Annotated in this window: 17 protein-coding genes and 1 tRNA gene; 11 read left to right on the top strand and 7 right to left on the bottom strand. The window is 35.3% G+C overall.

What is annotated here, in order from left to right; genetic code table 11:
• Positions 1-164: 164 nt before the first annotated feature.
• The 8 genes from REB14_RS15930 (at position 165) to REB14_RS15895 (ending at position 4,847) form a co-directional block, all read left to right on the top strand.
• Positions 165-713, top strand: a complete 549-nt coding sequence (locus tag REB14_RS15930; protein WP_309522654.1) for a pyruvate decarboxylase — start codon at positions 165-167, stop codon at positions 711-713.
• Positions 714-966: 253 nt separating this feature from the next.
• Positions 967-1,122 (top strand): bacteriocin-like protein, encoded by a 156-nt coding sequence (locus REB14_RS15925; protein ID WP_158521349.1) that lies wholly within the window; start codon positions 967-969, stop codon positions 1,120-1,122.
• 161 nt (positions 1,123-1,283) lie between these two features.
• Complete coding sequence (locus tag REB14_RS15920) at positions 1,284-1,424, top strand: bacteriocin-like protein (protein WP_158521348.1); 141 nt, start codon at positions 1,284-1,286, stop codon at positions 1,422-1,424.
• Positions 1,425-1,456: 32 nt separating this feature from the next.
• On the top strand, positions 1,457-1,603 hold the full coding sequence (locus tag REB14_RS15915; protein WP_156106370.1) for a bacteriocin-like protein: 147 nt from the start codon (positions 1,457-1,459) through the stop codon (positions 1,601-1,603).
• A gap of 151 nt (positions 1,604-1,754) precedes the next feature.
• Entirely contained in the window at positions 1,755-1,904 is a 150-nt protein-coding gene (locus REB14_RS15910) for a bacteriocin-like protein (protein ID WP_158521347.1), read from the top strand.
• Between the two features lie 346 nt (positions 1,905-2,250).
• The gene (gene mgtE, locus REB14_RS15905; RefSeq protein ID WP_034692244.1) at positions 2,251-3,573 is read left to right on the top strand and encodes a magnesium transporter; all 1,323 of its coding nucleotides are present in this window, start codon (positions 2,251-2,253) and stop codon (positions 3,571-3,573) included.
• Positions 3,574-3,599: 26 nt separating this feature from the next.
• Positions 3,600-4,340, top strand: coding sequence for an ABC transporter substrate-binding protein (locus REB14_RS15900; protein WP_309522653.1), 741 nt, complete (start codon positions 3,600-3,602; stop codon positions 4,338-4,340).
• 39 nt (positions 4,341-4,379) lie between these two features.
• Positions 4,380-4,847, top strand: a complete 468-nt coding sequence (locus REB14_RS15895; RefSeq protein ID WP_309522652.1) for a cupin domain-containing protein — start codon at positions 4,380-4,382, stop codon at positions 4,845-4,847.
• A gap of 52 nt (positions 4,848-4,899) precedes the next feature.
• On the opposite strand, the gene REB14_RS15890 is transcribed toward REB14_RS15895, so the two are convergent.
• Entirely contained in the window at positions 4,900-5,349 is a 450-nt protein-coding gene (locus REB14_RS15890) for a GAF domain-containing protein (RefSeq protein ID WP_309522651.1), read from the bottom strand.
• Between the two features lie 12 nt (positions 5,350-5,361).
• Entirely contained in the window at positions 5,362-6,789 is a 1,428-nt protein-coding gene (locus REB14_RS15885; protein ID WP_034692241.1) for a hypothetical protein, read from the bottom strand.
• 54 nt (positions 6,790-6,843) lie between these two features.
• Here REB14_RS15885 and REB14_RS15880 point away from each other — a divergent pair, with 54 nt between their 5' ends.
• Together REB14_RS15880 and REB14_RS15875 are read left to right on the top strand one after the other, a co-directional pair.
• Positions 6,844-7,611 carry an MBL fold metallo-hydrolase gene (locus REB14_RS15880; protein WP_079243865.1) on the top strand — a complete coding sequence of 256 codons (768 nt, stop codon included), beginning with the start codon at positions 6,844-6,846 and terminating at the stop codon, positions 7,609-7,611.
• A gap of 93 nt (positions 7,612-7,704) precedes the next feature.
• Positions 7,705-7,784, top strand: a tRNA-Leu gene (locus REB14_RS15875).
• Here the strand turns inward: REB14_RS15875 and REB14_RS15870 are convergent.
• Together REB14_RS15870 and REB14_RS15865 are read right to left on the bottom strand one after the other, a co-directional pair.
• Positions 7,738-9,312: a recombinase family protein gene (locus REB14_RS15870; RefSeq protein ID WP_309522739.1), complete on the bottom strand. Its 1,575-nt coding sequence runs from the start codon at positions 9,310-9,312 to the stop codon at positions 7,738-7,740. The two genes, REB14_RS15875 and REB14_RS15870, sit on opposite strands and share 47 nt — an antisense overlap.
• 19 nt (positions 9,313-9,331) lie before the next feature.
• Positions 9,332-9,493: a hypothetical protein gene (locus REB14_RS15865; RefSeq protein WP_167348773.1), complete on the bottom strand. Its 162-nt coding sequence runs from the start codon at positions 9,491-9,493 to the stop codon at positions 9,332-9,334.
• 712 nt (positions 9,494-10,205) lie between these two features.
• Here REB14_RS15865 and REB14_RS15860 point away from each other — a divergent pair.
• Positions 10,206-10,649 (top strand): JAB domain-containing protein, encoded by a 444-nt coding sequence (locus tag REB14_RS15860; protein WP_309522650.1) that lies wholly within the window; start codon positions 10,206-10,208, stop codon positions 10,647-10,649.
• Between the two features lie 186 nt (positions 10,650-10,835).
• Here REB14_RS15860 and REB14_RS15855 read toward each other — a convergent pair whose 3' ends face one another.
• From REB14_RS15855 to traN, 3 genes are read right to left on the bottom strand one after another with little or no spacing between them, the layout of a single operon-like run.
• Positions 10,836-11,282, bottom strand: a complete 447-nt coding sequence (locus REB14_RS15855) for a DUF3872 domain-containing protein (RefSeq protein WP_309522649.1) — start codon at positions 11,280-11,282, stop codon at positions 10,836-10,838.
• A 12-nt stretch (positions 11,283-11,294) separates the two neighbouring features.
• Positions 11,295-11,855, bottom strand: coding sequence for a conjugal transfer protein TraO (locus tag REB14_RS15850; protein ID WP_309522648.1), 561 nt, complete (start codon positions 11,853-11,855; stop codon positions 11,295-11,297).
• A 1-nt stretch (position 11,856) separates the two neighbouring features.
• Positions 11,857-12,756 carry a conjugative transposon protein TraN gene (gene traN, locus REB14_RS15845; protein ID WP_309522647.1) on the bottom strand — a complete coding sequence of 300 codons (900 nt, stop codon included), beginning with the start codon at positions 12,754-12,756 and terminating at the stop codon, positions 11,857-11,859.
• Positions 12,757-12,770 lie beyond the last annotated feature (14 nt).

Raw genomic sequence — 12,770 nt, 5'->3', positions numbered from 1 at the left:
GTTTAATGATTATTATGTAACGGGTGCAAAATTACGACTATTTTTTGATTCTGCAAACATTATTGATTTCATATATCAATTTTGATAGAAAAAAATGTTAAAAATTTCTTAATAATTTATATGCAATCCAACGAAAAGGCAGTAATTTTGCATTCGAATTACAAATGAAAAAAATTATATTCTTTACAGCGGTTACTACTTTTTTATTCATCGGACTTACTTCGGTAAAAGCCCAGAAAAGTGCTGATGATAAAATAAAAAAAGTTCTTTACTTCAATCCTGAGGTAGAGCCTGATATCGATGAAATAAAAGATCCTACCAACAACGCTTTTTTTGATGCCGTTACCGATAATTTCAGTAACAGAAAAAATAAAATGCTCAGGGCTGAAGTTCAGGTTCCCTTCGACAGTATAGATAAGCAAACTATCGCAGATTACTGTCTGAACAATGATGCAGATTTTGCCATTGTTTCCAAAGTGAGATATTTCAAAGTAGGATTTGGCAAGTATGTTTTCTCCAATCAGGTGGTTGTGAGTATGAAGCTCTTTGGTGCTGACGGAACTCTTGTCACCGAAACCGATCATGATACCTACCGCAAAAATATGCGTCTGCTGGGTTCTACAACCAACTCTGTTAAAATAGGAACCGAAGGAGCGATAAAAGGAATCATCAAAAAACTGAGAAAACTGAAACCGACAGAAGCAGAGCTTTAAGGTTTAAAGTTTTGGGTTTAAGGTTGGGATATACAGCCTTTTATCATCAATGGTCAATTTTGCTTCGCAAGTCAATGGTGAATTTTTCTTCATGCAGCTACCAAAATAAATTCATAATTCATAATTCATAATTCATAATTCATAATTCATAATTCATAATTCTTTTATAGACTTTAGCTTGTAGTATATCTTTATGTATACCAATGATTTGAAAGCTTTCATTAGTTTAGTTTTATCTTAAATCTAAATTATTATGAAAAAATCAAATCTTAAAAAACTGAGCAGAGAAAGCCAGAAAGAAATTCTGGGAAGTATCATCCGTCTTCAAAAATGTCAATATCATTTCGAATGTCCTGGCGGTTCATGCTGTCACAGAGTATGTGTTGCTTATGCATGTCCTGAATTATAAATATTTTCATGTTAAATAAAGCACTTGTTCACCCTTCCGAACAGATGCTTTATTATTCAAAATACACTATAAACAACTGATTAACAATTAAATATTTTCACCAAACAAGGATTTATTAAATATTTTTTACTATTTTAGACCAACATTAAAACCAAAATCTCATGAAAAATCTAAAGAAACTCAGCAGAGAAAAAGCAAAACAAATTAATGGAGGATCTATGGAAAGATGCAGCGAAACTAATCCGTGTCCCGTTGGATGGTGCTGTTTTGGAATCTGCTCCCCTTTCATCTGCCTTGAATAAAAGATAAAACTAAACCGTATAAATCAAAATTTATGAAAAATCTAAAAAAACTCAGCAGACAAGTACAAAAGGAAATTAAAGGCAGTGGACCTTTCAAAAGATGTACAGAACATTACGAATGTCCGGGCGGATCATGTTGTCACAACATTTGTGTTGTCAATCCATGTCCTCTGGAATAATATATGATCATTACAGACACCTGCATTAGTAGGTGTTTTTATTTAAAACATAAATAAAACATTGATTCATAGTAAAATATTTTCACTCGTAAATGAATAATATAGAAATATTTACTATTTTAGTCTGACATTAAATCCAAACTATAACGCTATGAAAAATCTAAAAAAACTCAGCAGAGAAGCCGCCAAACAAATCAATGGCGGTATAGGACCATTCAGATGCAGCATCACAAGACCTTGCTCTGTGGGATACTGCTGTAATGGAGAATGCCTTGATCATGACTGTCCGATAGAGCCTTAATCTTACTATATTTGATTACCATGAAAAATTCAAATCTTAAGAAGCTCAACAGGCTGGAACAAAAAAACATTAAAGGAAGCGGAATAAAAAAGTGTGGTGACAACTCAGATTGCGGCCCATATCAATGCTGTACAAACGCTGTCTGCATATACATTCCTACTTCAGAATGCGAACCAATATAAAGAATATTGGAATTTAAAATTTAATTTTTATACATCCGTTTCGGCGGGTGTTTTTTTTACCCTTATACTGAAGCACTAAACTTTAATTAATCCTTAATTTTGCCACTTTATTGCTCAGTCTTAAAAATTTGAATTATTTTTGCATATCCAAAAAATTTCACGTTTTGAATTCTAGAGACGAACTTATCTTCAACCCTGCCGATATTGCCGAAACTCTCAGCGAACTTCCTGCTGACGAGAGGCTGCTCGCGTTTCTGAAGGTTCCGAAAGAATACAAAGCAGAAGTTTTTTCGCACCTTGACCCTGATTTTCAAGAGGATACCATCAGAAGTATCGGAAGCGATGAAGTTTCCGAAATTCTGAATGCCATGACTCCGGATGACAGAACTGCTCTTTTCGAGGATTTTCCGGATGAGCTGATTAAGTATTCCATCAACCACCTTAATCCGCAGGAAAGAAGAATCGCTTTAAAACTTCTTGGATACAATTCGGATTCTATTGCCCGTCTGATGACGCCTTATTATATCCAGATCCGTAAGGAATGGACGGTAAAAAGATGTCTTCAACAGATCAAAAAGGTAGGAAAAAGAGTGGAAACCATGAACTACCTGTATGTGGTGGATGAAAGAAACCGCTTAATTGATGACCTTGCCATTGGAACTTTACTGCTGGAAGAGGAAGATACTTTGGTTTCCGACATCACAGATAATCATTTCGTGGCGATTACGACAACTACGTCCAAAGAAGACGCGGTAACCTATTTCGAAAAATATGACCGTGGCGCTCTTCCTATTATTACGGAAGCCGGTGTTCTGGTAGGAATCGTAACTATTGATGATATTCTCGATCAGATTGAACAGCAGAACACGGAAGATATTCAGAAGTTCGGGGGATTGGAAGCATTAGATCTTCCTTACATCCAAACTTCATGGACAGAGATGATCAAAAAAAGGGCGACCTGGCTGATCATTCTATTTGTTTCGGAAATGCTGACAGCTTCTGCGATGGGATATTTCGATAAAGAAATTGAAAAAGCAGTTGTTCTCGCACTATTTGTTCCATTGATTATTTCCAGTGGAGGAAATTCCGGATCACAGGCAGCAACATTGATTATCCGTGCAATGGCTCTTCAGGAAATCAGTCTGAAAGATTGGTGGTATGTCATGAAAAAAGAAATTATTTCCGGATTATGTCTGGGGGCAATCTTAGGAGTCATCGGATTTATACGAATTATGCTTTGGCAGCAGATTGGTCTTTTTGATTATGGCCAATATTGGGTATATGTCGGATTAAGTGTTTCGGTCTCTTTAATTGCCATTGTATTATGGGGAACGTTATCTGGTTCTATGATTCCGTTTGTTTTAAAGAAATTAAACCTTGACCCTGCTACCTCTTCTGCTCCATTTGTAGCAACATTGGTGGATGTTACGGGACTTATTATCTATTTTACCGTAGCCGGACTTTTCTTAACCGGAAAACTTTTGTAATTTTAGGCATCATCTAACATGCCAATATGAAAATCGTTTCACTTGTCCCCTCTATTACTGAGGCTTTATTTGACCTTGGACTGACCGAAAATGAAGTCGTAGGAAGAACAAAATTCTGTATTCATCCTCAGGACAAAATAAAAAATGTAGCCATAATCGGAGGAACTAAGAATATCAATATTGAGAAGATTAAAGCATTACAGCCGGATCTTATTCTTGCCAACAAAGAAGAGAACGTAAAAGATCAGGTAGAAGCTTTGATGAATGACTTTAAAGTAACAGTAACCAATATTGATACGATTGAGGATAATTATTACCTGCTTAAAAATCTCGGAAAACTTTTCGGAAAGGAAGACAGAGCACAGCTTTTCAATCTTAAAATTTATGATGTTCTGAATCAGGCCAAACTGGAAGCACCGGTAAAAGCCGCTTATCTTATCTGGAAAAATCCTTATATGACCATTGGTTCAGACACTTTCATTCACAGGATTCTGTCAGAAATTGGTTTTGAAAATATTTTCAAGGACAAAACCCGTTATCCACAAATTATCACTGAAGATCTGGCTGATGCCGATGTCATTATGCTTTCCTCTGAACCTTTTCCGTTTAAAGAGAAACATATTGAGGAACTCCAGGTTTTCTATCCTGACAAAAAGATAATGATTGTAGATGGTGAAGCCTTTTCCTGGTATGGAACTCATATTGCCAAATGCGAGAATTATTTTAAAGAACTTCTCACAGAAATTCATTCAATGCAGCAAAGTTAGTTTTTATCATCATCTTTAAACTTTAAATATTCAATTCACATGTCTGGTACAGTTATATTATCTGAAGGAGAAGAATTCAATCACGTTATACATGAGGTGTCAAAATACATTAATCTGTATGTAATGGCGTTTGAAAAAGATGAAAGAACCATTACACGTGTAGACAAACGCGAAAATATGTATGGTGGAAACGGAAAAGTATACATGATACAGATGTTTGAGCAGGAAGAGCTTGCCAATAACCGTCTGGCCGCGTATATGGTTTTACTGAATAAAGGCGACGAATCCGGCTTTCATACGCACAATCTGAGAAATGAGCAGGAACTGTATGTTGTTGTACATGGGACCGGAGAATATAGAGAAAGAACCGGAACAGAAGGAACAATACGTAAGAAAACACTTCAAAAAGGAGATATTACAGCCATCAACTCTATAGGGTATCATTCTGTTGAAAATACCGGAAACGAACCTTTAATTATGTTTGTTATTACCACAAATAACCCATAAAAAACTCCGGCTGAAATGTCCGGAGTTTTTATTTTTTTATAGTAAGTTTCGATTACAAAATCTTAGAAACTTCATTACAAAGCCATTCTAATAATTCACGATCTTCCTTCGTGAAAGGATCGATAGTGTGAGAATCAATATCGATCTGGCCAATGTTTTTTCCTTCTTTAAAAATCGGAACTACAATTTCTGCTTTTGTATCAATGGAACAGCTTAAATAATTGCTTTCTTCATGTACATCAGGAACTACAAATGTTTCATTGGAAACGGCAACCTGTCCGCAAATCCCTTTACCGTAAGGAATAATGGTATGATCTGTTGGTGCTCCTACATAAGGGCCTAAAATCAATTCTTCCTTATCTCCGTTTTTGAAATAGAAGCCAGTCCAGTTGAAGTAAGGGATTTCCTGATCCAACAGGTGGCAAACTTTTTCAAGTTTTTCTTCTGTATTATGTTTAGGACTTTCAAGAATTGAGGAAAGTCTTTTCTTTAATTCTGACATTGTATTTATATTTTAAGAGAATTGTTTTAGGGAAAGTTCTTCTTTATATCCGAACATTCCACGCTCTTTAATCATTTCTGCTACGCCTTCCGGAACCTGAGTTTCCCAGCCTTTCACACAACATGCAATTTTTCTCAATATTTCTCTGGAATAAATTTCCAAAAACTCCGGATTATAATTGGTAATATCAACAATACGGTTGTTGTGTTTGAAATATTTATATAATTCTTTCAGGTTTTCCTCTACTTTCAGGTTGGAAGAATCCAACAGCTGATGAGTTTCCGGATCTTTATAAGGATACAGATATACTCTCATTCCGTTTCTGAAAAACTTACCGAAGGCTTCTAGAATTCCTCCTGAAAGATTTTTATAATATTTCTCATCGAATACCATCAACATATTATTTACTCCCATTGCTACCCCGATGTCTCCACTTGTGTAAGATGCAAAGTAATCAATCAGTCTGTAATATTCAGAGAAGTTTGAAATAATAACGGTATACCCCAGTTTTCCAAGAATGTCTACTCTATCCAGGAAATCTCTTTCATCGATATCTCCGTCTGCTCTCAGATTGGAAATGGTGATTTCAATAAGAACTTCTGTTTCTTCGTGAGTACAGGTGGCATCTTTGAAGAACATATCCATACCGTTTTTAAGCATATCAATGTTCACTTTCGTCACGGGTCTGAAACTTCCTCTTACCGCGAAAATATTTTTCTTGTACAAAACATCTGCCGGAAGCATGTTGTTTCCCTGAGAATTGAAAATCACAGCATCCGTCATTCCATTCTTGACCAATTGAAGAGACATCAGTCTGTTATCAACATAGGCAAAAGCAGGTCCGCTAAAGTCAATCATATCAATTTCCAGATTATCTTTTGCAATATCATCATAAAGAGATTCTACCAAAGTTCTTGGATTATCAAAATAATGAAAGGCCCCGAAAATAAGGTTTACTCCCAGATTCCCTAAGGTTTCCTGCTGAAGTGTAGCATCATTTTCTTTGAATTTTACGTGGATAACGATCTCATTATAATCTTCATTTTCTTTGGTTTGAAAACGAATTCCTACCCAGCCGTGGCCTTTTACAGTTTTGTCAAAATTGATAGTAGTTACCGTATTGGCGTAAGAAAAGAATTTTCTATCAGGATTATTATCTCTTGAAATTCTCTCTTCAATCAAAGCTACTTCATATCGAAGCATTTTGCGAAGCCTGTTTTGGGTAACGTACCTGTTTTTTACTTCCTTTCCGTAGATGGCATCACTAAAATCTTTGTCATAAGCAGACATTGCCTTAGCAATCGTACCGGAAGCTCCCCCTGCTCTAAAAAAGTGGCGAACAGTCTCCTGCCCTGCTCCAATTTCTGCGAAAGTACCATAAATAGTAGGATCTAGATTAATTGTTAATGCTTTTTGTTTAGGAGTTAGTTTCTGATACATTAGGACATGAAATTTTTTGTAAATTTACCAAAATTAAACCAACCTCAAAACAAAATGAAGTTGAAATTTTTAGGAACTGGTACTTCTCAAGGTGTACCCGTTATAGGCTGTACATGTGAAGTGTGTACTTCAGAAAATCCAAAAGACAAACGTTTACGTTCTTCCGTGATGATCACTACGGAGGAAAATAAAAAAATACTGATCGACTGTGGTCCGGATTTCAGGCAGCAAATGCTTACCAATCATGAACATAATGTAGACATTGCGCTGATTACCCATGAACATAATGACCATGTGATTGGGTTGGATGATATGCGTCCTTTGATTTTTAAAAATGGAAAAGATGTTCCGTTGTACTGCTACTCAAGAGTGGCTCATGAAATAAAAAACAGATTCCCTTACGCTTTTGCAGATGTAAGATATCCCGGTGCACCCGCTTTTGAACTTCACGAAATTGAAAATAAACCTTTTCAGGTACTGGATACGGAAATCACTCCTGTGGAAGTGATTCACTATAAAATTACTGTGTTCGGATATAAGTTTAAAAAACTGGCTTACATTACAGATGCAGGATTTATTTCTGAAACGGAGAAAGAAAAATTGAAGGATCTGGACATTCTGATCTTAAACTGTATCAGAAAATTTGATCCCCATCCTGCCCATTTTATCCTTCCCGATGTCATTAAGTTGTTTGAAGAGCTAAAACCTAAGCAATTATTTTTAACACACATCAGCCATCACTTAGGCCTGCATGATATTGAAGATAAGGAGCTTCCATCCGGAATACACCTTGCCTACGATGGTTTGGAACTTAATTTTTAAAAAAAATTATTCAAAAAGCTTTTGAACATTGAAAAAAGTTCCTATATTTGCACACCAATTTGAAACAAACATCACGTTTGAAATCAACATCAAGCCCAGGTGGCGGAATTGGTAGACGCGCTGGTCTCAAACACCAGTTCTTAGGAGTACCGGTTCGATCCCGGTCCTGGGTACAAGACCGGAAAGAGGTGATAATTCACTTTCTTTCCGGTTTTTTTTCGTGCCTAACTCATTGTTTATCTGGTATATATAAGAGATCAAAACATTGGATCGGGTGGTTCGATAATGATTTTCTGAAAATTGCAATTTTTCAGGAAATATCGAACCAATTATTCTACGTTTTACCTCGATATCCCCATCAGTATAGACTTTCGCAAGGTCTACTAGGTTCGATAATGCTTGGTCTAGTAGTTTTTGAAAATCTATTTTCTTATTATCCTTTCCTTTAGTTAATTTAGCTTCGAGCTTTTCAATTTGTGCTTTACAGTCGGTCTTAATTTCAAGATAATCCTCATCATCAATGACTTCCTCCATCAGTTTATTTCTTGCCTGTTTCAATTTAATGTTTAAACGATCTATTTCTAATAGAATTGCTTTCCTTTCTCTTTGGGGATTATTGATTAATTTTTCAAAATTTTGCCTCAGTACTTTTTTCAAATAATTTTTTATAGATATGCGCATTTCCAATGACTGCAATATCTCTAAAAATTTAGAATTAATAATCTCAGATTTGTAACGGTATGAACACGGGGACTGGCAATGATAGTAATAATATTTATTTCCAGAACGTCCCGTAGAGGCACTGCCTGTAATCAAATGACCACATTCCGGACACACAAGGAAACCTCTTAATGGCAAATTATCGTCAGACAGTACTTTTACATTAGGTCTGGCTGGATTCACATTTCCATCCATTATACATTGAACTTTTTCGAATAGTTCTTCACTGATCAAAGGTTCATGAATACTTTTAACAAAATGAGCCTTCTCTTCATTGAATTGCTCCACGTAAATTTTCCCACAATATGCGGTATTCCGTAAACTTGCAAGAAAGGCACTTATCTTAACTGACTTTCCTTCTTTTCTGTTCATCATATCCATGATTTGGCTCGCTGAATAAACGCCTTTGGACATTTCATTAAATGCCCATTTCATATTGGAAGCTTCCGGTTCCTTCGGAATTACATACTTTTTCCCGTTTTCCGTTATTCTGTTAGCGTAGCCATAAGGTGCCCTTCCCATTAATCTGCCTTCTTTTTTAGCACGGCGCATTCCATAATAAGTATTCAGAGCGCGCCTGTCGTTTTCAACTTCCGGTGCAGCAAGATATATAGCCAGCATCATTTTATTTTCAGGAATTGAAAGATCTAAAGGTTGCTCAATGGCCTGCGGTTCAACGTTAATTTTCCTAAGTATGTTAATCATTTGATACGCATCGCCAGCGTTCCTGCTGAAGCGATCCCATTTTGTAAAAAGCAGCAGATCCGTTTTTGAGCTTTTTTTCTTTAGCGTATCCAGTAATTTAATCCACTCTGGCCTGATAAAAGTCTTGGCTGAGTAATCTTCATAAATGATTTGACCTACTTTAATGTTATTGTTTTCACAATAACGTTTTAATCGTTCCTCCTGATCTCTTTGCGAGTATCCCTTATCTGCCTGCTCATCAGTTGACACACGGATATATAAATCGGCTTTTTTCATATATAAATCTTAGAAAATATTATTGTTCTAAAAAACTCTTAATGGTAATTTTTAAGAGCATCGTCAGAAAGCTTAAAATATTTTTCGCCTCCTCAATGCTCAATTCAATTCCCTCCTCTTCTTTAAAAATCTTGATAATCTCCTCTATGGTAATGTTACTAATTTCAACTTTCTTCTCCATACCAATACATTTTTAATAAAAGTATTGGACAACTGTTCTGAAATTAAACCCAGACACTTATGCGATGTATTTGGCTTTTAAATATAAATGTCTAACGCTTGAAACATGTAAAATCAAACGAAACACTTAACTTCAACCATCAGGCGGAAAAAATTTTTATTTATAAAAGATGTGATTACGTTTAAATTTATTTTTTAGGTGCAACAAGAGAAAATTGATGCAAAGAAATTCATCATTCTTAGATTCAACTAAAATACAAATAAAATCAACATTGTTAATTTAAACATTCATTTCATATACAAAAACAGGTTATTGACTGTTATTACACGAAACATTTCCCAAAATAAACCGGTAAAAAGGCAGCTAAGGTATTGTTGCCAGCCGTCATGCTAATCCAACCAAAAGACTACGGCATAAACGGTTTCCTCCCTAAAGGTACCCTCCAATTAATCCGTTTCCTTTTGTTTTTTTTCATTGTCAACACTTCATATCTGCTTTCTTTTTTCCGGTTTTCTTTTGAAAAATATTCAGCGAAGCCTGAAAGGCTTTTAAGAAATAGAACGGAGAAGAGATTGAAAAGGCTTTTGATCCAGAAAAGATACATAACATTTCAAAGATGTTTTAAATAGTGTTTTAAATAATGTTTTAAATAAATGCTTTTTTAACTTAAGTACGGGAAACAAAAGGCTCTGCCGTACTCAGAGCAATAACAATGAAATATAATATCGTAAATGAGATCAAATTGATCTACACAAGGAAAGGAAATACTGAAAAAAAGGTACTGAACTCTCAGGATGCTACAGATATTTTCCGGGAACATTTTGATGCAGAGCAGATCGACTACAGGGAGTCATTTTACTCGATGTATATGAATCAGGCTAACAAGGTCTTAGGAATACAAAAAATATCAGAATCTGGAATTACCTCTTCTCTTGTTGACATCAGAATTATCATGCAGGGGGCCTTATTATGTAATGCCGTATCAATTATTATAGCCCATAACCATCCTTCCGGCAACCTGACGCCTTCTCGTGAAGACATAAACATTACACAAAAAATAAAGGAGGCTGGACAATTATTAAATATTAATCTGCTTGATCATTGTATAATAACTTCAACCGACTCTTTCTCTTTCTCCGATGAAGGTATTTTATAAGGAACTTAAATTTCTAAAAATAAGAAATCCAGAGCCGGTTCCCGGTCTGGATTCTTGTGGCGTCGCGGAAAGATGCTTGTCCTTTAGGAGGCCAACCATCTTTCAGCAAATACTAAACAATTTTTCTCAAATTAGATTGTTTTATTTGAAGTGGAAATATATATTTGTAAGCTAAAGAAATAGTATTTATCCGTTTAGCTTTTTGTTGTTGAATTGAAATTCAATTTTCTCCTCATTTCCAAAACTGTCTGAGAGCCATACCGTAAATGATTGTGAAACTTCAGAGGTTGAAGTATAATACAATCTGAACTCTTTCTCATAAAGAGGATAAATATCATTAGGAAAGTAGGGTTGAGTATTATAATACTGCAGCTTTCCTGCTCCCTCAAACTGAAAATATCGAAGATAATATTTGGTGTCAGCAAAATTACCTTCAGGAAGAATTTTGACACGAATCTCCACATACTCATCTTTAGCGATATCCTTAGGAACAGGCATAACCGACACCTTAAAAGGATAATTCTGCTGAATTTCCAAATTATCTTTCTCACATGATTGTACAAATACTCCGATTACAAATAGTAGCAAGAAACACTTTAATTGTATTTTAGCTGTATTAATTATATTTTTCATTTTTCATTATTTTTAGAAATTATATCTTATTCCAACCCCCAGCAGAGAGTGAAAATTAGCCATTTGGCTATTTTTCAAAAAGCGAAGTTGTCCGTTGACCAAGAAAACTAAATGCTCGGTCAGATAGCTTTCAATAGATAGCTTACCATTTGATCCGTAAATAAAATTATCCGTTGCTGTTAACATTGAACCGTCATATAGCAATTCATTGCCTCTATTAACCTGTTCATAGCCAACAAGAACTCCAATTCCCAGATTAAGATTGACATTTCGCATGAAGTCTCCCCATAGATAAAAACTGTAACCACCACTCAGCAGGAATGTATCTATCGGAATATCGCAGCTAGTGTATTTATAATATTTTCTGCTAAATTCTGTTAGTCCAAAGAAGTAATTACCATTCTTCGAGTAAGAAACAAGCCCCGTACTAAACATATAATTTTGGTTTTCTGGAGATTTTGGAAATACCGAATAGGTAAATTCAACACCAATTTGCTTAGGAATCATCTGTTGAGCAAATATTTTGCTACCCATTATCATCATGAAGATGACCATTAAAAATATTTTGTGCATCTTACTCCGTTTTAATGGTTAAATTATTTATCAATCTTGCATGAACAAGATCTTCATTTTCAAGCTGTACTTTCAAATGCCTTCCCCCATTCTTTTCCAGAATTTCAATTTCCAAAACCTGATCTTTTAAGAGCGTAAACTGATCAAGCATATAAATCCCTTTACTGTCTGAATGATCAGCTATTATCCTTTCCGGGAAATAGGTACGAACCTTCTCTAAAATCTTATCCTGAACAACCGTTCGCTTTAAGTTCTTTTTATCGACAATTTTAAAATTGACCCATTCAATAGCATACCCTACATTACTTTGATTCTTAACCTGCAGTGTGAAATAAAATTTGCTGTCATTCACATGCAGCGCCCTGACTGAAAACTCAATTCCATAGCTTTTTGAAACAATATGTTTAATAGTCCTGTTGCTTTTATTGTAAAGACTTTCCATAATGAGCCAGGTGAGAGAAGTTGAGCTTCCTTTAAGATCTTCAAATAATACATCAGCATACTGTCGCTCCATACCTCTCTGAAGTTTTACTAAATCATAGCTGAGTATTTCCGGATAAGAACTGTAGGATGCTTCAAAACTGTAAAATTTTCCATCTTCAGTAATAACCGAAAAATTAGTTTCCTCTTCAAAATCCCTGACAGCTGACTTAACCCGAAGAACGTTTCCTATAGGCTCTGCCTTATTGGCAACCAAGAAGTCACTTCCCAGGTCAACATATCGTATTGATGTAGGAAATATCAGATGGCTGGTTTTATTGTAGGTAACTTGTATCCTGAAAGGCTCTAATTTTGCCTGTTCCAAGGAAATATAAGTTGTCACAGAATCCTGCCCAAATGCCTTGCTTACTAATAGAAGTAATAGCATAATGAGAATATAATGACTCTTTTGTGTATTCATTTTTATTTTTTTTG

Origin of the sequence: Chryseobacterium metallicongregator, from assembly GCF_031324065.1 — a bacterium.
Lineage (GTDB): Bacteria > Bacteroidota > Bacteroidia > Flavobacteriales > Weeksellaceae > Chryseobacterium > Chryseobacterium metallicongregator.
This window is presented reverse-complemented; position numbering and strand designations above follow the sequence as displayed.

Coding starts and splice junctions, on each gene's coding strand:
- REB14_RS15930 (WP_309522654.1), top strand. CDS start 165: ATGAAAAAAATTATATTCTTTACAGCGGTTACTACTTTTTTATTCATC.
- REB14_RS15925 (WP_158521349.1), top strand. CDS start 967: ATGAAAAAATCAAATCTTAAAAAACTGAGCAGAGAAAGCCAGAAAGAA.
- REB14_RS15920 (WP_158521348.1), top strand. CDS start 1,284: ATGAAAAATCTAAAGAAACTCAGCAGAGAAAAAGCAAAACAAATTAAT.
- REB14_RS15915 (WP_156106370.1), top strand. CDS start 1,457: ATGAAAAATCTAAAAAAACTCAGCAGACAAGTACAAAAGGAAATTAAA.
- REB14_RS15910 (WP_158521347.1), top strand. CDS start 1,755: ATGAAAAATCTAAAAAAACTCAGCAGAGAAGCCGCCAAACAAATCAAT.
- REB14_RS15900 (WP_309522653.1), top strand. CDS start 3,600: ATGAAAATCGTTTCACTTGTCCCCTCTATTACTGAGGCTTTATTTGAC.
- REB14_RS15895 (WP_309522652.1), top strand. CDS start 4,380: ATGTCTGGTACAGTTATATTATCTGAAGGAGAAGAATTCAATCACGTT.
- REB14_RS15890 (WP_309522651.1), bottom strand. CDS start 5,349: ATGTCAGAATTAAAGAAAAGACTTTCCTCAATTCTTGAAAGTCCTAAA.
- REB14_RS15885 (WP_034692241.1), bottom strand. CDS start 6,789: ATGTATCAGAAACTAACTCCTAAACAAAAAGCATTAACAATTAATCTA.
- REB14_RS15880 (WP_079243865.1), top strand. CDS start 6,844: ATGAAGTTGAAATTTTTAGGAACTGGTACTTCTCAAGGTGTACCCGTT.
- REB14_RS15870 (WP_309522739.1), bottom strand. CDS start 9,312: ATGAAAAAAGCCGATTTATATATCCGTGTGTCAACTGATGAGCAGGCA.
- REB14_RS15865 (WP_167348773.1), bottom strand. CDS start 9,493: ATGGAGAAGAAAGTTGAAATTAGTAACATTACCATAGAGGAGATTATC.
- REB14_RS15860 (WP_309522650.1), top strand. CDS start 10,206: ATGAAATATAATATCGTAAATGAGATCAAATTGATCTACACAAGGAAA.
- REB14_RS15855 (WP_309522649.1), bottom strand. CDS start 11,282: ATGAAAAATATAATTAATACAGCTAAAATACAATTAAAGTGTTTCTTG.
- REB14_RS15850 (WP_309522648.1), bottom strand. CDS start 11,855: ATGCACAAAATATTTTTAATGGTCATCTTCATGATGATAATGGGTAGC.
- traN (WP_309522647.1), bottom strand. CDS start 12,756: ATGAATACACAAAAGAGTCATTATATTCTCATTATGCTATTACTTCTA.